At 71.6% G+C, this 21,606-nt stretch carries 20 protein-coding genes; 11 read left to right on the top strand and 9 right to left on the bottom strand.

The features are described from left to right. Nucleotides 1-94: 94 nt before the first annotated feature. The 6 genes from ACFY04_RS31670 to ACFY04_RS31645 form a co-directional block, all read right to left on the bottom strand. Complete coding sequence (locus ACFY04_RS31670; RefSeq protein ID WP_389122009.1) at nucleotides 95-283, bottom strand: daptide-type RiPP; 189 nt, start codon at nucleotides 281-283, stop codon at nucleotides 95-97. Nucleotides 284-380: 97 nt separating this feature from the next. Beyond that, nucleotides 381-1,583 (bottom strand): daptide-type RiPP biosynthesis dehydogenase, encoded by a 1,203-nt coding sequence (gene mpaC / locus ACFY04_RS31665; RefSeq protein WP_389122007.1) that lies wholly within the window; start codon nucleotides 1,581-1,583, stop codon nucleotides 381-383. Then, nucleotides 1,580-2,872, bottom strand: coding sequence for a daptide-type RiPP biosynthesis aminotransferase (mpaD, locus tag ACFY04_RS31660; RefSeq protein ID WP_389122005.1), 1,293 nt, complete (start codon nucleotides 2,870-2,872; stop codon nucleotides 1,580-1,582). Before mpaD ends, mpaC begins: the two co-directional genes overlap by 4 nt. Continuing rightward, on the bottom strand, nucleotides 2,869-3,690 hold the full coding sequence (gene mpaM, locus ACFY04_RS31655; protein WP_389122003.1) for a daptide-type RiPP biosynthesis methyltransferase: 822 nt from the start codon (nucleotides 3,688-3,690) through the stop codon (nucleotides 2,869-2,871). Before mpaM ends, mpaD begins: the two co-directional genes overlap by 4 nt. After that, nucleotides 3,687-4,796 (bottom strand): daptide biosynthesis RiPP recognition protein, encoded by a 1,110-nt coding sequence (gene mpaB, locus ACFY04_RS31650; RefSeq protein WP_389122000.1) that lies wholly within the window; start codon nucleotides 4,794-4,796, stop codon nucleotides 3,687-3,689. Before mpaB ends, mpaM begins: the two co-directional genes overlap by 4 nt. 17 nt (nucleotides 4,797-4,813) lie before the next feature. Then, nucleotides 4,814-5,818: an LLM class flavin-dependent oxidoreductase gene (locus ACFY04_RS31645; protein WP_389121998.1), complete on the bottom strand. Its 1,005-nt coding sequence runs from the start codon at nucleotides 5,816-5,818 to the stop codon at nucleotides 4,814-4,816. Nucleotides 5,819-6,293: 475 nt separating this feature from the next. Here ACFY04_RS31645 and ACFY04_RS31640 point away from each other — a divergent pair, with 475 nt between their 5' ends. From ACFY04_RS31640 to ACFY04_RS31610, 7 genes are all read left to right on the top strand, one after another. Further along, a complete protein-coding gene (locus tag ACFY04_RS31640; protein WP_389121996.1) occupies nucleotides 6,294-7,340 on the top strand; it encodes a glycosyltransferase family 2 protein in 1,047 nt (348 codons plus the stop codon). Next, nucleotides 7,337-8,728 carry an NDP-hexose 2,3-dehydratase family protein gene (locus ACFY04_RS31635; protein WP_389121993.1) on the top strand — a complete coding sequence of 464 codons (1,392 nt, stop codon included), beginning with the start codon at nucleotides 7,337-7,339 and terminating at the stop codon, nucleotides 8,726-8,728. Before ACFY04_RS31640 ends, ACFY04_RS31635 begins: the two co-directional genes overlap by 4 nt. Next, nucleotides 8,728-9,765, top strand: a complete 1,038-nt coding sequence (locus tag ACFY04_RS31630; RefSeq protein ID WP_389121991.1) for an NAD-dependent epimerase/dehydratase family protein — start codon at nucleotides 8,728-8,730, stop codon at nucleotides 9,763-9,765. Before ACFY04_RS31635 ends, ACFY04_RS31630 begins: the two co-directional genes overlap by 1 nt. Further along, nucleotides 9,762-10,874, top strand: a complete 1,113-nt coding sequence (locus tag ACFY04_RS31625) for a DegT/DnrJ/EryC1/StrS family aminotransferase (protein ID WP_389121989.1) — start codon at nucleotides 9,762-9,764, stop codon at nucleotides 10,872-10,874. Before ACFY04_RS31630 ends, ACFY04_RS31625 begins: the two co-directional genes overlap by 4 nt. Further along, nucleotides 10,871-11,443 (top strand): dTDP-4-dehydrorhamnose 3,5-epimerase family protein, encoded by a 573-nt coding sequence (locus tag ACFY04_RS31620; protein ID WP_389121987.1) that lies wholly within the window; start codon nucleotides 10,871-10,873, stop codon nucleotides 11,441-11,443. The genes ACFY04_RS31625 and ACFY04_RS31620 overlap by 4 nt, the downstream gene beginning before the upstream one ends. Continuing rightward, the gene (locus tag ACFY04_RS31615; protein ID WP_389121984.1) at nucleotides 11,440-12,657 is read left to right on the top strand and encodes a methyltransferase domain-containing protein; all 1,218 of its coding nucleotides are present in this window, start codon (nucleotides 11,440-11,442) and stop codon (nucleotides 12,655-12,657) included. Before ACFY04_RS31620 ends, ACFY04_RS31615 begins: the two co-directional genes overlap by 4 nt. Before the next feature lie 244 nt (nucleotides 12,658-12,901). Beyond that, the gene (locus tag ACFY04_RS31610) at nucleotides 12,902-14,545 is read left to right on the top strand and encodes a DNA repair helicase XPB (protein WP_389121981.1); all 1,644 of its coding nucleotides are present in this window, start codon (nucleotides 12,902-12,904) and stop codon (nucleotides 14,543-14,545) included. Here the strand turns inward: ACFY04_RS31610 and ACFY04_RS31605 are convergent. After that, nucleotides 14,503-15,270: a glycosyltransferase 87 family protein gene (locus ACFY04_RS31605; protein WP_389121980.1), complete on the bottom strand. Its 768-nt coding sequence runs from the start codon at nucleotides 15,268-15,270 to the stop codon at nucleotides 14,503-14,505. The genes ACFY04_RS31610 and ACFY04_RS31605 overlap by 43 nt on opposite strands. Nucleotides 15,271-15,317: 47 nt before the next feature. Then, entirely contained in the window at nucleotides 15,318-15,497 is a 180-nt protein-coding gene (locus ACFY04_RS31600) for a hypothetical protein (protein ID WP_314251905.1), read from the bottom strand. Nucleotides 15,498-15,724: 227 nt separating this feature from the next. Between ACFY04_RS31600 and ACFY04_RS31595 the strand changes: the two genes are divergently transcribed. Together ACFY04_RS31595 and ACFY04_RS31590 are read left to right on the top strand one after the other, a co-directional pair. Further along, the gene (locus tag ACFY04_RS31595; protein WP_389121977.1) at nucleotides 15,725-16,354 is read left to right on the top strand and encodes a hypothetical protein; all 630 of its coding nucleotides are present in this window, start codon (nucleotides 15,725-15,727) and stop codon (nucleotides 16,352-16,354) included. Between the two features lie 318 nt (nucleotides 16,355-16,672). Then, nucleotides 16,673-18,646, top strand: a complete 1,974-nt coding sequence (locus ACFY04_RS31590; protein ID WP_389122021.1) for a HelD family protein — start codon at nucleotides 16,673-16,675, stop codon at nucleotides 18,644-18,646. Between the two features lie 154 nt (nucleotides 18,647-18,800). On the opposite strand, the gene ACFY04_RS31585 is transcribed toward ACFY04_RS31590, so the two are convergent. Continuing rightward, nucleotides 18,801-19,487 (bottom strand): copper homeostasis protein CutC, encoded by a 687-nt coding sequence (locus tag ACFY04_RS31585; RefSeq protein ID WP_389121976.1) that lies wholly within the window; start codon nucleotides 19,485-19,487, stop codon nucleotides 18,801-18,803. 121 nt (nucleotides 19,488-19,608) lie between these two features. Here ACFY04_RS31585 and ACFY04_RS31580 point away from each other — a divergent pair, with 121 nt between their 5' ends. Both ACFY04_RS31580 and ACFY04_RS31575 read left to right on the top strand, forming a co-directional pair. Then, entirely contained in the window at nucleotides 19,609-20,304 is a 696-nt protein-coding gene (locus tag ACFY04_RS31580; protein ID WP_389121974.1) for a hypothetical protein, read from the top strand. Between the two features lie 54 nt (nucleotides 20,305-20,358). Continuing rightward, the gene (locus ACFY04_RS31575; RefSeq protein ID WP_389122018.1) at nucleotides 20,359-21,582 is read left to right on the top strand and encodes a Cmx/CmrA family chloramphenicol efflux MFS transporter; all 1,224 of its coding nucleotides are present in this window, start codon (nucleotides 20,359-20,361) and stop codon (nucleotides 21,580-21,582) included. Nucleotides 21,583-21,606: the final 24 nt, after the last annotated feature.

Below are 21,606 nucleotides of genomic sequence, written 5' to 3'. Positions count from 1 at the left end.
AGGTCAAAGCCCGTCTTGGGCTCGAAGACCGCCTGCATTTCGATACCTCTTCTCGATGGTTACTCGGAGAATCCGGCGGTTGGTGCAGGCCGCTCTAGGTGATCGCCGCGCCGCTGACGGCCACGTAGACGCTGCCGTAGGCGATGGCGCTGGTGACAACAGTGCCCGTGCCGAAACCGGCCCACGTGGACCAGCCCGGGGCCTCCATGGCCTCAAGCTCCTGCATGCCGAGCTCAAGTGCCGGCACAGACAGGTCCTGCGAGAAGTTGGTAACTCCCTGCATGATGTTTCCCTCCCTCTGAAATCGGATTCTCTGTGTGTTCCCCCGTTCTCCGCGCCGTGATCACGGCGCGAGAACGGAAGTCTTTGGTGACGCCGCGTCAGCGCAGGGCTGGTTCCGCGTCAAGTACGGCGCCGTCGAGCAGGCCGCGTACGTCGGCGGCCCGCAGCCCGCCGAGCATCGGCAGCCCGGCTCCCCAGGCGCGCACGGTCCGGGCCGTCACCGTGTCCAGCCGAGCGGCGTCGGCGCTGATCCGCCGGTCCACCAGCCAGGAATCGGTCAGTGCGCCGATCCCCTCCGCCGGATCCTCGGGCAGGGCGTCCGGGGCGGTGGCACGCAGCAGCGCCCAGATCCGGGACAGTCGCCGGGCCGACCCCAGCCGCTGGTCGCCGTCGGCGATGGCCCGCCACAGCGGTTCCAGCAGCGCTGCCACGGCGGTCATCTTGCGCAGCCCGAGCACGGACGACAGCTCGTTGGCGAGATACCAGCCCTTGGCCCCGTACCGGTCGCGTCCGATGTACGTCCAGCCGAGGTGGGTCAGTCCGCTCACCTTGGCGATCTCCAGCCGGATCCGGTCGTCGCTGCGCCCGCCGCCCAGCCGTACGTCACGCAGCTGATGCCCGAGCTGGGCCAGCCGCGTGGCCAGGGTCTCGGCCAGCGCGTCCTCGGTCGGCAGGTCCCGGTGGTCGCCCGCGTACAGGCTCACCACCCGGAACAGGGCCTCCAGCACGCCCTCGGCGATCAGCTCGTCCGGCAGTGTGCTGGTGGCCAGCGGGTCCAGTACGGCGACCTCGGGCTGCAGCGACTCCCCCAGGATCAGCCGCCTGCCCTGGGGGAAGGCCAGGCATGCCGCCGCGCTCACCTCCGCCCCCGTACCGACGGTGGTGGGCACCGCGACCAGGGGAAGGCCGCGCTGGATCCCGGGCGGGAGCAGGATCAGCCCGCTGCGCTGCGGCAGGGTCAGCCGCGTGCGGGCGGCCGGGTTGTTCCGCGCCAGGGCCGCCAGCTTGGCCTGGTCCAGCAGGGCGCCGCCGCCGACTGCGACGATCACGTCCGTGCCGTGGAGGTTGTCCCCCAGCGCGAGGACGCCTTCCGCGTCGCTGGCCCCTTCCAGCGCGAGGACGAGCACGTCACGGCCCGATCCTGCGACCGAGGTCCGCACCCGGGAAACGATCGGGCTGTCGGCGACGGCTGCGTCGACCAGCACGGTGATGTGCCGCACGGCAGGCCGTGCGTCAAGCCATCCGGCGATCCCGTCGGCGCCGAACAGCGTCAGCGTCGGGCAGTGCCAGCTGAGGTTCATCCGGCCACCCCGGCCACCCCGGCCGTCGCGGCCGTCGCCTGCCGCGTGTACGCCGTGAGTCCGGTCCGCACCCGGTCGAGCAGCTCGGCCAGTTCGGCATCACTGTAGGTCAGCGCGGGGAAGAGCTGGATGCCGTGCGGTCCGGGATGCACGATTGCACCCGCCGCTCTGATCGCCGCGACCACGGCGGGGACCTCGGTCTGCGGCAGGGGTGTCCCGTCCCGGCCGCACAGTCGCAGGGCCCGGAAGCAGCCGACGCCGCTGGTGGCGGTGACGTCGGGCCGCTCGGCGACCAGCCGGTCCAGCTCGGTGTCCAGGAGTACGGCCAGGCTTCGGCCGGCGGCGATCGCGTCGAGCCGGCGCATCTCCTCAAGGGTGGCGAGGATCGCGGCGCAGGTCGCCGGGGTTCCCGCTTGGGTCTCGCCGTGCGCAAGCACGGCTCCCGCGTCGTTGAACACCCGGGCCACCTCGGTCGAGACGACGACCGCGGCGGCGGGCATGGTGCCGTTCGTGAGCCCCTTGGAGACGACCAGCAGATCGGGCTGCCCGGCCCACCTCTGCGAGGCGAGGAAGGAACCGGTACGGCCGAAGCCGGTGGCCACCTCGTCGGCGACCAGCAGGAATCCGTGCTCGTCGCGCAACCGCAGCAGAGCGTTCACGTACTCCTCGGTGAGCGGTACCGCACCGTTGCCGAGGACGGGCTCGACGACGACGGCCGCGATCTGGCTCCCCTGCCTGCCGAGCAGCGTCACCAGCTCGGCCGGGTCGTTCGGGGCCACGTGCCGCACCAGCCTCTGATCGACGCCATACACCGACTGGCCCAGATCATCACCGGTCAGCGCAAAGCTGCCGAAGGTCAGGCCGTGGTAGCTGCCGCGCAGACCGACCACCACCTTGCGCCGGGCGTCGCCGCGCAGCGCGTGGTGCAGCCTGGCGATCTTCATCACCAGGTCGTTGGCGGCGCCGCCGGAGGTGGAGAACAGCACCCGGCCGTAGTGGTCGGCGCCGCAGACGTCGACGAGAGCCGACGCGGCCTTGCGGGCGTAGCTGTTCTCGTACCGGAAGACGGAGAGGTAGGAAGCGTCACGCAGGGCCGCCGCCACCGCCTCGGCGATGACGGGATTGCCGTAGCCGATGTTGGTGTTCCACAACCCGCTGGTGCCACAGAGCAGTTCACGGCCGTCGGCGAAGCGGACGCGGACGCCTTCGGCGGAGACCGCGCACAGCGTGTCGTCGCCCTGCTGCGCGGGCGGCAACAGCGAGGGCCACAGGGCCTGTCCGTCGTTCATCGGGGCTCCACCTCTGCTTCCAGCAGTACGGATTCGTGTCGGTCGCCACCGGTGCGCAGCGTGAGGCGGGTGTTCACCCGGAAACCGGCGGCGGCCAGTTCGTTCTCCAACAGGTCGGCCGGGAGGGCCGCGACCGTCGAGGTGCACACGTGGACCGGGCCCTCGGAGAGATCGGCCGCGTGGAGGGTGACGGTGCGCGTGCCGGTCTGCGGGGACCAGTGCTCGTGCAGGTGGTAGAGCCGGCCGCTGGCACCGGCCATGTCGATGCGTATCTCGTCCTGGGTGGATCCGGTGGTGGGATACGTGGTGGAGAGCAGGAACGCCCCGCCGGGGGCCAGATGGTCGCGCACCGTGCGATAGAGCGCGGTACGGCCCTCTTCGTCGAGTAGCGAGATCGAGGTCGTCCCGAGGACGACCGCCCCGAACCGGCGGTCCAGCGTGAAGGACGCCATGTCCCCCTCGATGGTGGTGCAGCGTTCGCGCAGCCGCTCGGGGGCCTCCTGGAGGCGGGCCAGGAGCAGGTCCAGCATGGGGCGTTCCAGTTCGAGTGCCGTGACGTCCCTGCCGAGTGCGAGCAGGGGCATCGTCAACCGGCCCGTTCCGGCGGCGAGTTCCAGGACCGGTCCGGGGCGTCGGCGGACGAGACCGATCAGTTCACGGACCTCATGGGTGTCGTTCCTGCTCAGGTCGTCGTAGATCAGTGAGCCGACCTCGTCGTAGATCCCGCACATGACCACCCGGTCCCCGAGCTCGGCCAGCGCGCGGCCGGCCCGTCCGGGGACCGACCGCGGCGTTCCGCCGACGGCCGTCGCCGTCATCGGACGGCCGCCATCGGGACCGTGAGCCGGGCACCGGCGGAGGAGAAGAGGGTCTCGACCTGAGTCAGCGCGGCACGGTCCGCGTGGGCGGCGGCGGCCTCGACCGATCCGTGGACCAGCAGGGTTTCGGCCAGCTCCGCGGCGCCACGGCCGAGAGCGAAGAACCGGCCGGTGCGGGCACTGTGCACCACGGCGTTCTCCCCGGTCCACAGCAGCAGTGGAGCATCCACGTCATCGCGGTCGGCGGCGCTGTCACCGAGTTCCGCCAGGCCGGGCACCAGACGGGCGCCGAATCCGGAGACTTTGAGGCCGGTGATCCCCCGGGAACGGAGCTCCCGGACGGCGTCGAGTGCGGCCAGATACCGGCCGAGCCACGGCCGTGCGGTCAGCGCGTCCGTACGTGCCCGGTCGGGCACGACGAGGCCCAGGGAGACCGCGCAGGGATGTGCGCTCCCGGAGTTGAGCCTGGTCCACTCCGCCGCCAGAGCGGCGCCGCCGTCGGCGACGGTGCCCAGGGGCAGGGCCACGGGTGAGAGGGACACCTCGCCGGTGGACCGCACGTACAGGCGGGTGAACGGGCCGTCGCCGACCGGGCCCGCGCCCAGCGCGGAGAGGTCGCCGATCCGCACGGCGGGGTCGGTCGCAAAGTCGGCGAACGTACCCTGGTTCCGGGCGCGGTCCGCGTCCGCCAGGTACCCGTCGAAGTCGGCCTCTTCGGTGATCCTGATCAGCGTGGGACCGATCACCGACATGTACTCGCTGGTGGCGTAGTCCTGGGTCTGCAGGAAGAAGGAGTCTCCGACCGACATCTCGTCGCCGGGCTCGGCCAGGGACCCTTCGTACGGGACGACGAGGGGCCCGACCGCACCCGGGGCCTGCGGATCCGCCTGGCGTACCGGGCGGCCGTTCTGGCCGTCCGGCACGAAGACGACGGTCCGGTCGCCGACGAAGTCCGAGGCCAGCACCGGAGAGAGCTGTGCGGCGCTCTCCAGTACGACGGTCGCGGTGCAGGCCTCCTGGGCCGGGCCGTCGTTCCCCGGGCCGGTGCGGCCTGTTCCCCAGGACGCCAACTGCCGCTTGGCCCGCTTGAGCTGACTGTGTTCCATGTCCCCCGTGCCCTTCATTACGCGACAGCCGCCAGAATCGTCTTGAGGTCCGCCATGGCCGCATGATGGCCGTGCAGGTTGAACACTCCGGTCGTGTTCAACACGACCTCGTCCACCCCCGCCTCCCGGTACTCGGCGAGCTGTTCGACCAGTCCGTCGATGTCCCCGTGGAGGAAACCGCGTCCTTCCACGAGTCGCCGGGCGCTCAGTGCCGTATCGCCCTCGTCCACCGCGATACCGGCGCGCTGGAGCATGTCGATGTAGTGCGGTGCCGCGAGGTGTGGAGCGTTGCTGGCCAGCGCGACCTCTGCCGGGTCGCGGTCCGGCCGGCGCAGGGCCAGCGGCACCATGGCCACGATCCGGGGCACCGGCCGGCCTGCCGCCGCGGCACCCTCCCGCAGGGCGGGCAGCACCGTGTCGCGCAGGTACGACGCCGGGGTCAGCCAAGTGATGGCGCAGTCCGCGACCGCACCGGCGACTCGTGCCATGCCAGGGCGCAGCACACCGAGTCCGAGTTCCACCGCAGGAGCCGGGCTCGGCGCGAGGGCGCCGTGGCACGAGAAGTAATCCCCTTCGGCCTGCACGGTTTCGCCGTTCAGCAGACCGCGGACGATGCCGAGATACTCACGGGCCGCAGTCAGCGGGCTGGCGTACGGGGCGCCGACGAGACTTTGCTGGAACGAGGCCCCACCGGGCCCGAACCCTGCCACCACCGGATGGCCGGTGGCCATGGCCAGCGATCTGACCTGGTGCGCCGCCTCGAAGGGATGCCTCAACGGCATCAGCGTGACACCGAGCCCCACCGGGACCCGGAACCCGGACCCCGCCGCGGCGGCGAAGCCCTGGAAGGGATCGACGAGCATCGACTGGCCCTGCCACAGCCGTTCCGCCGCCGTCCAGTCCACCAGAGCGGCATACGGCAGCAACTGTTCCGGCCTGCGTGGCAGGAACGGAACAAGAACTGAATACTTGGTCATCTGTCCCCCCGAATCGCGCACATCGACATTGCGCACAATCGACATCGCGCACATCGACGGTCAGTTCGAGTGCAACGAGAATCCTTGCGACTACGGCGACATATTATGTCTGGTCGCCGCAGAATTCTCCCGCCAAGACCCCTTGCGGGAATCTCGTTGGCGACATGGATAAAAGTAGACGCCGCGGGAGGGCCGACGCCCCCGTCGCGAGGCTAGTATCGCCCCCTCCGCAGACCGGGATGCCCCCCACCTGGCCTCCCTCGGGGTGCCTGCCTGCAGTGACGTACAGATCCACACCGCCGGGGACAGCCTGCGGACCCGTGGAAACGCAGCGTGTTGACACCGGCCCACCTTTCTGTTCAACCTATTCCCTGGCATTCCATTACGGATGGTGCGGGCCGCGGAATCCTTCAAGGACCGATGGCTCGGCGCGAGGGCGAGAACAACGCCCTTTATTGCGGAAACAATGCGATCCAAGGGGCCCTCGCGCCTGTCAACCGACGAACGGAAGGAGTCGCCGATGCCCCGCGTCTCCGTTATATGCCCGACCTACAACCGCAGCCGGGCCATCCTGCCCACGCTGGACTCCGTCCGAGCGCAGTCGATGCGTGACTGGGAGATGATCGTCGTATCCGACGGCAGCGACGACGACACGGACGAGGTCGTGGCCGAGGTCGCGGCGCAGGACGACCGGATCCGGCTGCGGCGGGTCCCGCACTTCGGCTTCCAGGCCGGCCCCACCAACCTCGTTCTGCCCGAGGCGAAGGGCGAGTACATCGCCTACCTGGACCACGACGACCGCTGGGAGAGCGGCCATCTCGGGCTCCTGACAGCCGCCTTCGACGACGGCGCGCAGTTCGTGGCCACCCGGGCGAGGAAGGTGAACGCGTCCGGCACGGTCACCACCACGGCCGATCCGCTGACCATGTGCTGGGCGCCCGAACTCCAGCTGATGAATCCCCTGTTCGAGAACTCGTGCGCCGCGCACAGGGCAGGCCTCGCGGAGTCGGTGGGCGGCTGGCGCGAGTCCCCGGTCGGCCTTGAGGACTGGGACCTGTGGCTGCGCATGACCGACGCGGGGGTCCGTTGCACGACGCTCCTCGACGTCACGGTCAACATGCTGGACGACCCCGGCACTCGGCAGCACAGCCTTCCGTGCGACTACGACCATGAGATCGCGCGGTTCGAGGATGCCCGTGCCGCCCGCGCCGCGTACCGGGCCCTCACCCATCCCCGGCACTTCCGAGCGGGGCTCGAAGCCAGCCGCACTGATCTCCATCACTGGTACGGCTCGCTGGCCGATTCCGGCGAACTGGTGCTGCCCCTCGGCTGGGAAGGCGGTACCGACGCCCTGACCGGCGCCGTCGACCGGCATGTGGAAGCCGTCCGGATGGTGTGGAACAACCTGATCATCGAGCCCAAGGACGGCTACGTCGCCCTCGCGATGGTGCTGGGCACCATGACCGCCGAGCACGCGGAGCGCTACAGCGCCCACTTCCGCACCACGATGGCCCACCAGCAGGCGTTCTTCGAGGACGTCCTGCCCGCGGGAAGTGTGGTGCGGTGACATCCTTGGAGGGGTTCCACCGCGCGCTCGACGACGCCCGGGACCGCATGTTCACCACGGTCCGAAGAGTGCCGCTCGACGCCCTCGCCGGATGGACCGCGGACCCGGCCACCGGGACCATCCGTCATCACGGCGGCCGCTTCTTCACCGTGGAGGGAGTGCGCGTCGACCGCCCGGGGCACCCGGTCGACCACTGGTCCCAGCCGATCATCGACCAGCCGGAGATCGGGATACTGGGCATCCTGGTCAAGGAGTTCGACGGCGTTCCGCACTATCTGATGCAGCTGAAGGCCGAGCCCGGCAACTGCGACGGCATCCAGGTCTCCCCGACCGTTCAGGCGACCCGGAGCAACTACCTCCGGGTGCACGGCGGCAAACCCGTCCCCTACCTCGACTACTTCAGGAACCCGTCCCGGCACCGGGTGGTGGCCGATGTCCGCCAGTCCGAACAAGGTGCCTGGTTCCTGCGCAAGCGCAATCGCAACATGGTGGTCGAGGTCCGGGGCGAGGTGCGACTCCACGACGGGTTCCACTGGCTGTCGCTGCCTCAACTGCACCGGCTGCTGGCCCAGGACGATCTGGTCAACATGGACACCCGTTCGGTGCTGGCCTGTCTGCCCCTCACGGAGCCGGAGCCGGAACCCGGGCGGGAGCGGGAACCCGGGCGGGAGCGGGACGAGTTCGCCATGGCACTGCTCCGGTCGTGCCGTGCGGGCTCGCCCACGCATCACACGGAGCGGAGTCTCCTCAGCTGGATCACTGACACGCGGGTGCGCGCCGACCTCGCCGTCAGCCGGGTGCCGCTGACCGGACTCCCCGGATGGCGGCGGACGGAAGGCCGGATCTCCCACGAAAGCGGCCGGTTCTTCGACGTCATCGGTGTACAGGTGACAGCGGCGGGCCGCGAGGTCGCCCGCTGGGACCAGCCGATGATCGCGCCGCGCGGCATGGGGGTCGTGGGCCTCCTCGTCACCCGTATCGACGGCGTCCTGCACGCTCTCGTCCAACTGCGTGCGGAGGTCGGGTACGTGGACGCCGTGGAACTCGCCCCGACCCTGCAGTGCGTGCCGGAGAACTACGACGTCCTTCCCGCCGCCGCCCGGCCACCGCTGCTCGACGAGGTGCTGGGGGCGCCCGCCTCCGCCGTCAGGTTCGACACGGTCCAGTCGGAGGAGGGCGGCCGCTTCTACCATGCGCGAACCCGGCACCTCATCGTCGAGACGCCGTACCGCCCGGAGCTGGCCGAGCACCCGGACTTCCGCTGGATGACGCCTCACCAGCTGTCCGGCCTGCTGCGTCACAGCCACTACGTGAGCATGGAGACCCGCAGCCTGCTCGCCTGTCTGCACTCCCTGGCCACGGCGCCCCGTCCCGTCGGAGTGCGGTGATGGCCGGGGCCCGGACGCCGGCCGCCCGCCCTCTGGTCACTGTGCTCGGCGCGTCGGGTTACATCGGTTCGGCCGTCGTCGCACTCCTGCGCAGTCGGCCGGTCCGGTTGCGTACGGTGTCGCGCCGCCCTTGCCCCGTGGCCGGTGACGGCCTCGCGGAACCGGACGTCCGCACGGCCGACCTCACCGACCCCGGCGCGGTCGCCGACGCGGTGGCGGGTTCGGACGCCGTGATCCATCTGGTCACCCACCGTTCGGCCACGGGCGACTGGCGGACACGGGACGGCGACCCGGACGGCGAACACGCCAACGTCACCGTGACGCTCGACCTCGTCGAGAGCCTCAGGTCCGGCCGGACCGACGGGCCGCCACCCGCGGTGATCTACGCCAGTACGGTCCTCCCGCCCGGCGGCCCGGCCCCGGCGAACGCCTACGAACGGCAGAAGCTGGCCTCCGAGCGCATCCTGCGCGCGGCCTTCGCGGCGGGCTCGCTCCGTGGCGCGGTCCTGCGCCTGCCGACCGTCTACGGCCAGGGCCCCGTGCCGGGAGATCTCGGCCGGGGCGTAGTGGCGGCCATGATCCGCCGAGGCTTCGCCGGTGAGCCGCTGACCATGTGGCACGACGGCACGATCGAGCGCGACCTCCTCCACGTCGACGACGCGGCCCGCGCCTTCCTGTCGGCGCTGGACCACGCGGATGCCCTCGCCGGCCGGCACTGGGACGTCGGCTGCGGCCTCGGCCACGGCCTCGGGGAAGTGTTCCGGACGATCGCCGAGATCGTCGGTCGGCACACCGGGCGGCCACCGGTACCTGTGCTGCGAGTGGACCCGCCGGACGGTGCCATCGGTCTGGACTTCCGCAGCGTACGAGCCGATTCGTCCGCCTTCCGGTCGGTCACCGGGTGGGCGCCCAGGGCAGTTCTGCGCGACGCACTGGAGCAGGCCGTCGCCGCTCACGCCGTGTCCACGGCACACGTACCCACGCCCACACCCACACCTCACACCGGTCCATCGGCCAAGGAAGGGATCCACCTGTGACCACGTATGTCTGGGACTACCTGGAGGAGTACGCGAAGGAGCGTACGGACCTCCTGGACGCCGTCGAAACGGTCTTCGGTTCCGGGCAGCTCGTGCTCGGCAAGAGCGTGCACGGCTTCGAGACGGAGTTCGCCGCCTACCACGGTGTGGACCACTGCGTGGGCCTGGACAACGGCACCAACGCGATCAAGCTCGCGCTCCAGGCACTGGGCGTCGGTCCGGGCGACGAGGTGATCACCGTGTCGAACACGGCAGCCCCCACCGTGCTGGCGATCGACGCGGTCGGCGCCACCCCGGTCTTCGTCGATGTGCGTGAGGAGGACTTCCTCATGGACACCGACCAGGTCGCCGCGGCGATCACCCCCCGGACGCGCTGCATCCTTCCGGTCCACCTCTACGGCCAGTGCGCCGACATGGAGGTGCTGAAGGACATCGCCACGGCACACGGCCTGGTCCTCCTTGAGGACTGCGCCCAGGCGCACGGCGCCCGACGGCACGGCCGGCAGGCGGGCACCATCGGCGACGCCGCCGCGTTCTCCTTCTACCCGACGAAGGTGCTCGGGGCGTACGGCGACGCCGGCGCGGCGATCACCTCCGACGCGGCCGTGGCCGACCGGTTGCGCCGACTGCGGTACTACGGCATGGAGGAGCGGTACTACGTCGTCGAGACCCCCGGGCACAACAGCCGGCTCGACGAACTCCAGGCCGAGATCCTGCGCCGCAAACTCGGTCGCCTCGACGCCTACATCGAGGGGCGTCGCGCCGTCGCCCGGCGCTACGCCGAGGGACTGAAGGACACCGGGCTGATCCTGCCGGCCACCGCACCCGGCAACGACCACGTCTACTACGTCTACGTGGTCCGCCATCCCCAACGGGACCGCATCATCGAGGCGTTGAAGTCGCGCGGGATCTCCCTCAACATCAGCTATCCGTGGCCGGTGCACACCATGTCCGGCTTCGCCCACCTCGGCTACTCCCGCGGCGCGCTTCCGGTCACGGAGGCCCTCGCGGGCGAGATCTTCTCGCTTCCCATGTACCCCTCACTGCCACGCGATGTGCAGGACCGGGTGATCGGCGCGCTGCTCGACGTACTGGCGGAACTGTCGTGAAGGCACGCGAGCTCTCCGTTCCCGGCGCGGTGGAGTTCACCCCCACCCGCTACCCGGACGACCGGGGCCTGTTCGTCTCCACCTTCGAGGAGCGGTCCGCCGGGCCGCTCTTCCCGGTGAGACAGGCTAGTCAGAGTCTTTCCCGCAGGGGCGTGGTACGGGGTGTGCACTACACCGCCGTGTCCCCGGGCACCGAGAAGTACGTCCACTGCCCGCGCGGTTCGGCCCTGGACCTCGTCGTCGACCTCCGCGTCGGTTCGCCGGCGTTCGGCACCTGGGACTCCGTCGTACTGGACGACCGGAGCTTCCGCGCCGTATACATCCCACCCGGCGTGGGGCACGCCTTCGTGGCCCTGGAGGACGACACGGTCATGTCCTACCTGCTGTCGACCGGCTACGTCGCGGAGCACGAGCTCGCCGTGTCCGTCCTGGACCCGGAACTCGGCCTACCCATTCCGCGTGACATCACCCCGGTCCTCTCGGAGCGGGACCGGCTGGCGCTCACCCTCGCGGAAGCGGCCGCCGAGGGCATGCTCCCGCTCTTCGCACACCCTCAGGAGAACCGATGACCATCTGCCGTATCTGCGCGGGCCCGCTGACCGAGTTCCTCGATCTGGGGGCGCAGCCCAACTCCGACGCCTTCCCCAAGCCCGGGGAGACGCACGGCGAGTTCTTCTTCCGGCTCGCCGTCGGGCGGTGCGGTTCCTGCACGATGGTGCAGCTGATGGAGGAGGTTCCGCGCGAGCGGATGTTCCACGAGGACTACCCGTACCACTCCTCGGGATCCTCGGTGATGCGGGAGCACTTCGAGGCCACGGCCCGGGGCATTCTCGCCACCGTGGCCGCCGACCCGGACCCGTTCGTCGTCGAGATCGGCTGCAACGACGGCGTCATGCTGGCCACCGTCGCCGGGGCCGGGGTGCGTCATCTGGGTGTCGATCCCTCAGCAGGCGTGGCCGACCGGGCGCGGGCCAAGGGAGTGCGGGTCCGTACCGCGTTCTTCGAGGAGGAGACGGCGCTCGCCATCGCCGCGGCCGAGGGCCGGGCGGATGTCGTCTACGCCGCCAACACCCTGTGCCATCTCCCGTACCTGGACTCGATCTTCCGCGGCTTGGACGCGCTGCTCAAGCCGGAGGGGGTGTTCGTCTTCGAGGACCCCTACCTCGGCGATATCGTCGAGCGGACCTCGTTCGACCAGATCTACGACGAGCACTTCTACTTCTTCACGGCCCGTTCGGTGCAGAGCATGGCCCACCACTACGGCTTCGAGCTGGTCGACGTCCTCCGCCTGCCCGTGCACGGCGGCGAGGTCCGCTACACCCTCGCACGCCGGGGTACGCGGGTGCCCACGGCGTCCGTGGCTGAGCTGCTGGCCGACGAGGACAGCAAGGACCTCGCCGAGCCGGTCACGCTGGAGCGCTTCGCCGCCGAGGTCCGGCGCACCCGCGACGAGCTGACCGCTCTGCTCACCCGGTTGCGGGCGGAAGGCCGCCGGGTCGTCGCCTACGGTGCCACGGCCAAGAGCGCCACCGTCGCCAACTACTGCGGCATCGGACCCGAGCTGATCTCCTTCGTCTGCGACAGCACCCCCGCCAAGCAGGGCCGGCTCACTCCCGGCTCCCACATCCCGGTCCGGACCCCGGATGCCTTCGGCGACCCCTACCCCGAATACGCGCTGCTCTTCGCCTGGAATCACGCGGAGGAAATCATGGCGAAGGAGCAGAGGTTCCGCGAGCAGGGCGGCAAGTGGATCCTCTACACCCCGGACGTGCGCATAGTCTGAACAGCGTCGACAGAGGGTGCGAGCGGACTACGGAGCGTCGGGCGCCGGGCAGGACCTGTCAGCGCGCCGGGACCGCGTCTGAGTTCCACAGGGGCCTCGCCCTGCTCCTGGACGGCCTGGGCCGCTGACCCACCGGGCCGCCTGCCGCGTGCCCCGCCTGGCGCCCCGCCGAAGCGCCGTGTTCCCACCCTCCGCGCCGTACGGCACACTGGAGGTTTGACCTGAATGAAACGGGGCGCCGCGCGTGAATGGTCCACTCATCGTCCAGAGCGACAAAACCCTCCTTCTCGAAGTCGACCACGAGCTCGCCGGAGCCGCCCGGCGTGCCATCGCCCCCTTCGCCGAGCTGGAGCGGGCCCCCGAGCACATCCACACCTACCGGATCACCCCGCTCGGCCTGTGGAACGCCCGGGCCGCCGGCCATGACGCCGAGCAGGTCGTCGACGCGCTCGTCGAGTACTCCCGCTACCCCGTCCCGCACGCACTCCTCGTCGACGTCGCCGAGACCATGGCGCGCTACGGCCGCCTGACCCTCTCCAAGCACCCCGTCCACGGACTGGTGCTCACCAGCACCGACCGGCCGGTGCTGGAGGAGATCCTGCGGTCCAAGAAGGTCGCCCCGCTCGTCGGTGCGCGGCTCGACGCCGACACCGTGGCCGTGCACCCCTCCGAGCGCGGGCAGATCAAGCAGACGCTGCTCAAGCTGGGCTGGCCCGCCGAGGACCTCGCCGGCTACGTGGACGGCGAGGCGCACCCGATCGACCTGGCCGAGAACGGCTGGGCCCTGCGGCCGTACCAGCAGCAGGCCGTCGAGGGCTTCTGGCACGGCGGCTCCGGTGTGGTCGTGCTGCCCTGCGGCGCCGGCAAGACGCTGGTCGGCGCCGGGGCCATGGCGATGGCCAAGGCGACGACGCTGATCCTGGTGACCAACACCGTCTCGGCCCGCCAGTGGAAGCACGAGCTGGTCAAGCGGACCTCGCTGACGGAGGACGAGATCGGCGAGTACTCCGGTACCCGCAAGGAGATCCGGCCCGTCACCATCGCCACCTACCAGGTCCTGACGACCAAGCGGAAGGGCGTCTACCCGCACCTGGAGCTCTTCGACTCCCGGGACTGGGGCCTGATCGTCTACGACGAGGTGCACCTGCTGCCCGCGCCGGTCTTCAAGTTCACCGCCGACCTGCAGGCGCGCCGCCGGCTCGGCCTGACCGCGACGCTGGTGCGCGAGGACGGGCGGGAGTCGGACGTCTTCTCCCTCATCGGGCCGAAGCGGTTCGACGCCCCGTGGAAGGAGATCGAGGCGCAGGGCTACATCGCGCCCGCCGACTGCGTGGAGGTCCGGGTCAATCTGACGGAGTCGGAGCGGCTCGCGTACGCGACGGCCGAGACGGAGGAGAAGTACCGCTTCTGCGCGACGACGGCGACGAAGCGCAAGGTCACCGAGGCGCTGGTGGCCAAGCACCGCGGTGAGCAGACCCTCGTCATCGGGCAGTACATCGACCAGCTCGACGAGCTGGGCGAGCACCTGAACGCCCCCGTCATCAAGGGCGAGACCTCCAACGCGCAGCGCGAGAAGCTCTTCAACGCCTTCCGCGAGGGCGAGATCAGCGTGCTGGTCGTCTCGAAGGTCGCGAACTTCTCCATCGACCTGCCGGAGGCCACCGTCGCCATCCAGGTGTCGGGCACCTTCGGCTCCCGCCAGGAGGAGGCCCAGCGCCTGGGCCGCGTGCTGCGGCCGAAGGCGGACGGCCACGAGGCGCGGTTCTACTCGGTCGTCGCACGCGACACGATCGACCAGGACTTCGCGGCGCACCGCCAGCGGTTCCTCGCCGAGCAGGGGTACGCCTACCGGATCATGGACGCCGACGAGCTGCTGGCGAGCGACTGACTCCGGCACGCGCGGGCCGTCAGGACGGCCAGTAAGGGAGCGCACCAGACCCACAGCGGCGGCCAGTCCAGTACGAGGGCCCGGGCCGCTTCGGCCAGGTGCCGGGTCCAGAACTCGGCGGAGGCCTCCGGCAGGACCAGCAGCCCGAGCAGGGCGGTCCCGGCCGAGGCCGCCAGCGCGGTGAGCCCGGCGCGGACGCGGCGGGTCAGCAGGAGGTACGCGGCGATGGCCGCCGGGGCGAGGGTGATCCCGGCGGCGACGCCCAGCGCGAAGCCCTTGCCGAGCGCGGAGCGCGGCCGGCCGAGGTCCCACAGCACCAGGCAGGCGAGCGCCAGGTTGATCAGACCGGGCAGCGGTGCCTGGAACAGCGGCTGCAGCCACAGCCCGGCGATGGTGGCGGCCAGCACGGGCCCGGGCCGGGACCGGAGTCCCGCGAGGCGGCAGGACAGGGTGATCAGCAGGGCGAGCAGGCCGGCGTTGCCGAGGACGAGGACGGCCTTCAGCGCGCCGCTCGGCAGCCACGCGGCGGGCGTGAACAGGATCGCGGCGAACGGCGGATACGTGGCGGACGGCCCCCACTCGGCGGCGGAGAAACCCTGGACGAGGGCGTCGGCCACCGGAATGCGCAGGGCGATGCAGAGCACGCCGAGCAGCAGCAGCGAGCCGGTCAGCAGCACACCGGCGAAGGACGACGGTGAGCGGCTGGGAACGGGACTCCGGGTCACCCGCGAGACCCTAGTGGATCAGTGGATGTGCTGCGCGGGACCCGAGGTCAGTGGCGTATGACGCCCGCGTCCTCGGCGTATTCACCGAGCACGACGACGCTGACGGCGGTCGCCGCGAAAATCTTGACGGCGCGCAGCATGCCGCCGAGGCCGTTGCGCGGAAGGGAGTCGGATTCGGCGCCGCTAGGACGGCTGCCCTGGATCGAGGTGAAGGTTGCGGGGCTCATGCATCCATGGTGCGTTTTCGCGCCGTCCCGCACATCGCTCCCGGGAGGGAACCTCACGGCCCCCCGGGTCCTCCTCCCGTCGCATGCGTACCCCTAGGGGTGGATACCAAGGTCTGACACTCCCCGGTACGACGCGGTACGACACCCGTCCGGATGCACGGGGGCCGCTCGGGACGGACCCTGGGAAGGTCCGCGGTGCCGGCGACCACGCCAGGGGAGTGATCCGCATGACCCACCGTTCCCGGACGCAGCGCCTCGCGCTGCTCTCCGCATCGACAGCCCTCGCCACAGGAGCGCTGCTGCCGTCCGCCACCGCGTTCGCCGCCCCGGCACACGCCGCCGCGGTCGCTATCGCTGCCGCCCCCACACCCACACCCACACCCACCCAGCCCGCCCAGGGCGCGGTGAAGGCCACCGATCCCCCCAGCGGCATCACGGCCGAGCTACCCGGAAAGGCCGAGGTCCGCATGGGTGCCGTCCCCATGGAGGGCGGGTCGGTCGACGCCCGCGTGTACGGGGTGGAGACCCCGGGCGGAGCCACCGGCTTCGCCGTCTACGACATGCCGGGCGACCGGATCCCGCTGGAGGACGCCCTCAAGGGCTTCATCGACGCGTACGGCCTGACCGGCGGCGGGACCCTGACCAGTGACAACGTCCGCAAGACGACGGTGGACGGCCGTCCGGCCCTCGACGCGAGCCTCTCCGGCGAGGACGCCGACGGGGCCGCGGTCGGCTCCATCCGCTTCATCTCCGACGACGACCATCTCGTCATGGCCCTGACCTACGGTCCCGAGGCCAAGGAGAAGGACCTGAAGGAGATGCACCAGCAGCTCCTCTCCTCCCTCACGATCCCCTGATCCGCGCCTTCGATATTCGTTCGCGTCGCACCGCCCCGGTGGCTAGAATCTCCGCTCTTGCCGCCTCCCGCCGCCTCATTGGGGAGAGCCGCCCTCCGGCCGGAAACCGGCGGGCCATCTGTTCCGCATCCAGCAGCTGGAGGCAGTTCCGTGCCCGCGCACGCCCCCGAGACCACGCAAGACGACCCGACCGCGAGCCCGACGGCGGACCCGACCGCGGACCCGGCGGCGGACCCGGCGGCGGACCCGGCGGCGCCCACCGACCCGCTGGGCCGTGAGCGGGCCCACCTCACCGCCTCGCGTTCCGCCCTGCGCGCCATGCGCGCGGACGTCGAGTCCCTCGACATCCGCGACGTCACCGCGAACTGGGTCAACGCGATCGTCCTCCAGGCCCAGATCGACGACCGCATCAAAGCCCTCGCCGACCTCGCCCACACCCCGCTGTTCTTCGGCCGCCTCAACTACCTGCACGCACCCGGCGCGGAGCTCGCCGAGGGTGCGGAGGGCGAGCAGTTCTACATCGGCCGCCGCCACGTCCACGACGCCGGCGGCGACCCGATGGTCATCGACTGGCGCGCGCCCGTCTCCCAGCCGTTCTACCGGGCCTCCAAGACCGACCCGCAGGACATCTCCCTGCGCCGCCGCTTCGGGTACACCGGCGGCGAGCTGACGGCGTACGAGGACGAGCACCTGTCCGACCCCGGCGAGGCGGCCGCGGTCAGCAAGCTGCTCCAGCAGGAGATCGAGCGCCCGCGCGTGGGCCCGATGCGGGACATCGTCGCGACGATCCAGCCCGAGCAGGACAAACTCGTCCGCTCCGGCCTGACCGGCTCCGTCTGCGTGCAGGGCGGCCCCGGCACCGGCAAGACCGCCGTCGGCCTGCACCGGGTCGCGTACCTGCTCTACGCGCACCGCGACCGCCTCGCCCGCACGGGCACGCTCGTCATCGGGCCGAACCGTTCCTTCCTGCACTACATCGAGCAGGTCCTGCCGGCCCTGGGCGAGCTGGAGGTCAAGCAGGCCACCGTCGACGACCTGGTCGCCCGCGCCGGCCTGGAGGTACGCGGCACGGACGCCGCCGAAACCGCCGTGGTCAAGGGCGACGCCCGCATGGCGGAGGTACTGAACCGCGCCGTCCGCTCGCACGTCACCCGCCCCACGGAGCCGCTGATGGTGGTCCGCGGCTCGCGCCGCTGGCGGGTGCCCGCGTACGAGCTGGAGGAGATGGTCGAGGAGCTGCAGAAGCGCGACATCCGCTACGGCGCGGCCAGGGAGGCCCTGCCGCAGCGCATCGCGCACGCGGTGCTCGTACGGATGGAGCAGGCGGGCGAGGCCCCGGACGACCGGGTGCAGGACGCGGTGGCCCGCAACGCGGCGGTGAAGGCGGCGGTCAAGGAGATCTGGCCGGCCGTCGAACCGGCGAAGCTGGTCCTGCGGCTGCTGTCCGACCCCGAGTTCCTCGCGCTGCACGCGGCGGACGTGCTCACCGAGGACGAGCAGAAGCTGCTGCTGTGGCCGAAGCCGTTCCGGAGCGTGAAGTCGGCGAAGTGGTCGGCGGCGGACCTGGTGCTGATCGACGAGGCGGCCGACCTGGTGGAACGGACGCATTCGCTGGGCCACGTGGTCCTCGACGAGGCCCAGGACCTGTCGCCGATGCAGTACCGGGCGGTGGGACGGCGCTGCACCACGGGCTCGGCGACGGTCCTCGGCGACCTCGCGCAGGGCACCACGCCGTGGGCCACGCGCAGCTGGGACGAGGCCCTCACGCACCTGGGCAAGCCGCAGGCGGTGCTGGAGGAACTGACGGCGGGCTTCCGCGTGCCGCGCGAGGTGATCGCCTACGCCTCCCGGCTGCTGCCGTCGATCTCCCCGGGCCTGGCCCCGGTCTCCTCCGTCCGCGAGACGCCGGGATCGCTGCGGATCGAGGAGGCGGCGGACCTGACGGCGGCGGTGGTCGCCGCGTGCCGTGACTCTCTGGCCAACGAGGGGTCGATCGGCCTGATCGCGGCGGACGCGCGGATCCCGGTGCTCGCGGAGGCGCTGGCGGAGGCGGGGATGCCGTACCTGTCTCCCGGCGAGGAGACGACCGCGGAATCCCGCCTGACGCTGGTCCCGGCGTCGCTGGCGAAGGGTCTGGAGTACGACTACGTGGTCCTGGACGAGCCCACGGCGATCGTGGACGGCGAGCCGGACGAGCGGACGGGCCTGCGCCGCCTGTACGTCTGCCTCACCCGCGCGGTCTCGGGCCTGACGGCCCTCCACGCGGCCCCGCTCCCGACCGCCCTGTCCTGACCTGCGGCCCGCCCTCCCGGGGCTCCGCCCCGGGTATTTCAGCCCCGCCGGCGTTTGAGGCGCGGGGGTCCGGGGCGGAGCCCCCGGCAGCGGCGGCGCGCCCGACCGCCGGACCCCGTCAGGACAGGGCGGCACGCCCGACCGCCGGACCCCGTCAGGACAGGGCGGTGCGCCACTGCGCGACGGCCGCCGCCGAGACCGGCCCGCCCCACCCGGAGGGCCGCGCCGCGCCGCCGATGTGGAAGGCGTCGATCCCGCCCGCACGCAGCACCGGCAGGTGCGCAAGCGTCAGCCCGCCGCCCACCAGGATCCGCGCCCCGTACCCCGGCTCACCGCCGCGCCCCGCCTCCGCCAGCAGCACCGGCAGCCCGGCCTCCACCCCCGCCGCCGCGCCCGCCGTGAGGTACGTGTCCAGCCCCGGCACATCGGCCAGCGCCTTGCGCAGCTGGTCCCGGTCCGCCGCGCGGTCGATCGCCCGGTGGAAGGTCCAGCGGCAGCCGTCCAGCTCCGCGACGACCGCCTCGACCGCGGCCAGGTCGGGGGCCCCGTCGGCGTCCAGGAAGCCGAGGACGAACTCCCGCGCGCCCTCCGCCCGCAGTTCCCGTGCCGCCCGGGCCAACGCGGAGACGTCGTCGGCCGCGAAGCCGTCCGTCTTGCGGAGCATCACGCGCAGCGGGATGTCGACCGCCGCCCTGATCGCCGCGAAGGTCTCGCGCGGCGGGGTGAGCCCGTCGGCGGCCATGTCGGTGACCAGTTCGAGTCGGTCCGCCCCACCGGCCTGGGCCGCGACCGCGTCCTCCACGTCGAGGGCGATCACCTCCAGGAGCGCACGGTTGCTCATTCGATCCCATCCTTCTTCGGAAAGCTCGGGAAAACTCCGGAAATAGGTCTAGTCCAATATTCAGAATACGGGCCTCCACCCGCCCTTCACCAGCACAATCACGCCACCCCACAATGTGCCCATGGACACAGGCACCCAGAGCAGCGACACCCACCCGGACACCGCCGGCCTGCGGGCCCGCTGGCAGGCGACCGTCACCGCCGCCGGCGCCGCCGCCGACCGTGATCCCGCGCCCTACGCCGACCGCCTCCTCACCGCCTGGGCGGAGCCGCAGCGCCGGTACCACACCACCGCGCACCTGGCCGACGTACTCGCGCGGATCGACGTACTGGCCCCGCACGCCGCCGATCCGGCCGCCGTTCAGCTCGCCGCCTGGTTCCACGACGCCGTCTACCGCCCCGACCGGTCCGAGAACGAGGAGCGCAGCGCCGCCCTCGCCGAGCGCGCCCTCCCCGAGCTCGGCATCGACCCCGCGCGCACCGCCGAGGTGGCCCGCCTCGTCCGGCTCACCGTCACCCACGACCCCGCCCCCGGAGACACCGACGGCGAGGCCCTCTGCGACGCCGACCTGGCCGTCCTGGCCGGGGATCCCGACGCGTACGCCGCCTACGCGGCCGCCGTCCGCGCCGAGTACGGCTTCGTCCCCGACGACGCCTTCCGCACCGGCCGCGCCGCCGTCCTGCGCCAGCTCCTCGACCTGCCGCGGCTCTTCCGCACGCCCTACGGAGCCGCGCACTGGGAGGCCCCGGCCCGCGCCAACCTCGCCGCGGAACTCACCGGCCTCACCGGCCTCACCGCCGACGACCGGGGAATGTGATCGCGTTCGCGCTGGTTGGTGACAGTCATGCCCGCAGCAGCCGCACGCCCCCGCATGCCCGTCGCCGTGTACGTCCTCGGACTGTCCGTGTTCGCGCTCGGCACCAGCGAATTCATGCTCTCCGGTCTGCTGCCACCCATCGCCGAGGACATGGGCGTCACCATCCCGCAGGCGGGCCTGCTCATATCCGCCTTCGCGATCGGCATGGTCGTGGGCGCACCGCTGCTGGCCGTGGCCACCCTGCGGCTCCCCCGCCGCACCACCCTCATCGCCCTCATCAGCCTCTTCGGCCTCGGGCAGGTCGCGGGCGCGCTGGCCCCCACGTACGAGCTCCTCTTCGCCTCCCGCGTGGTCTCCGCGTTCGCCTGCGCCGGCTTCTGGGCCGTGGGCGCGGCCGTCGCCATCGCCATGGTCGACAAGGACCAGCGGGCCCGCGCGATGGCCGTCATGATCGGCGGCCTGTCGATCGCGAACGTCCTCGGCGTCCCCGCAGGCGCCTTCCTCGGCGAGCACCTGGGCTGGCGCTCCGCCTTCTGGTCGGTCGCCGCCGCCTCCGCGATCGCCCTCGCCGGCATCCTGGCGCTGATCCCGAAGATCCCGCTGCCCGCCGAGAAGCCGTCGCTCGGGCGCGAACTGCGCATCTACCGCGACCGCCAGGTGTGGCTCTCCATCGGCATCACCGCGCTGGCCGCGGGCGGCGTCTTCTGCGCCTTCAGCTACCTGTCACCGCTGCTCACGGACGTGGCCGGGCTGGACTCGCGGTGGGTCCCCTGGATCCTCGGCCTCTTCGGCATCGGCGCGCTCGCCGGCACCACCGTCGGCGGCCGGGTCGCCGACGCGCATCTGTTCGGCGTGATGATCTGGGGCATCACCGCCTCCACCGTCTTCCTCACCGCGCTCGCCCTGCTGGCCTCCACCGCCGCCGCGGCGATCGCCCTGGCCTTCCTGCTCGGCTTCTCCGCCTTCTTCACCGCCCCGGCGCTCAACGCCCGTATGTTCAACGTGGCCGGCGCGGCCCCGACCCTGGCCGGCGCCACCACCACGGCCGCCTTCAACCTCGGCAACACCGGTGGCCCCTGGCTCGGCGGCACCGTCATCGACGCCGGCCTGGGCTTCGCCGCCACCGCCTGGGCGGGCGCCGCCATGACCGTCACCGCGATCGCCCTCACCGTGCTCGCCCTGCGCCTGGACCGCCGCCGTACGCAGCCGCAGGCGACCCGCGTGATCGCCACCGGCGGCGTCACCGCGAGCCCCGCCGAGGAGCCCGCCCGCGCCTGACCGCGCCTGACCGCCGGGCCCTGA

The sequence above is a fragment of the Streptomyces sp. NPDC001549 genome (assembly GCF_042894025.1).
Lineage (GTDB): Bacteria > Actinomycetota > Actinomycetes > Streptomycetales > Streptomycetaceae > Streptomyces > Streptomyces kutzneri.
This window is presented reverse-complemented; position numbering and strand designations above follow the sequence as displayed.

Bases quoted from the DNA above. Each gene is read 5' to 3' on its own strand.
- ACFY04_RS31630 (WP_389121991.1), top strand. From the start codon at position 8,728: ATGGCCGGGGCCCGGACGCCGGCCGCCCGCCCTCTGGTCACTGTGCTC.
- ACFY04_RS31640 (WP_389121996.1), top strand. From the start codon at position 6,294: ATGCCCCGCGTCTCCGTTATATGCCCGACCTACAACCGCAGCCGGGCC.
- mpaC (WP_389122007.1), bottom strand. From the start codon at position 1,583: ATGAACCTCAGCTGGCACTGCCCGACGCTGACGCTGTTCGGCGCCGAC.
- ACFY04_RS31590 (WP_389122021.1), top strand. From the start codon at position 16,673: ATGCGCGCGGACGTCGAGTCCCTCGACATCCGCGACGTCACCGCGAAC.
- ACFY04_RS31580 (WP_389121974.1), top strand. From the start codon at position 19,609: ATGGACACAGGCACCCAGAGCAGCGACACCCACCCGGACACCGCCGGC.
- mpaD (WP_389122005.1), bottom strand. From the start codon at position 2,872: ATGAACGACGGACAGGCCCTGTGGCCCTCGCTGTTGCCGCCCGCGCAG.
- ACFY04_RS31670 (WP_389122009.1), bottom strand. From the start codon at position 283: ATGCAGGGAGTTACCAACTTCTCGCAGGACCTGTCTGTGCCGGCACTT.
- ACFY04_RS31595 (WP_389121977.1), top strand. From the start codon at position 15,725: ATGACCCACCGTTCCCGGACGCAGCGCCTCGCGCTGCTCTCCGCATCG.
- ACFY04_RS31575 (WP_389122018.1), top strand. From the start codon at position 20,359: ATGCCCGTCGCCGTGTACGTCCTCGGACTGTCCGTGTTCGCGCTCGGC.
- ACFY04_RS31600 (WP_314251905.1), bottom strand. From the start codon at position 15,497: ATGAGCCCCGCAACCTTCACCTCGATCCAGGGCAGCCGTCCTAGCGGC.
- mpaM (WP_389122003.1), bottom strand. From the start codon at position 3,690: ATGACGGCGACGGCCGTCGGCGGAACGCCGCGGTCGGTCCCCGGACGG.
- mpaB (WP_389122000.1), bottom strand. From the start codon at position 4,796: ATGGAACACAGTCAGCTCAAGCGGGCCAAGCGGCAGTTGGCGTCCTGG.
- ACFY04_RS31645 (WP_389121998.1), bottom strand. From the start codon at position 5,818: ATGTCGATTGTGCGCAATGTCGATGTGCGCGATTCGGGGGGACAGATG.
- ACFY04_RS31615 (WP_389121984.1), top strand. From the start codon at position 11,440: ATGACCATCTGCCGTATCTGCGCGGGCCCGCTGACCGAGTTCCTCGAT.
- ACFY04_RS31585 (WP_389121976.1), bottom strand. From the start codon at position 19,487: ATGAGCAACCGTGCGCTCCTGGAGGTGATCGCCCTCGACGTGGAGGAC.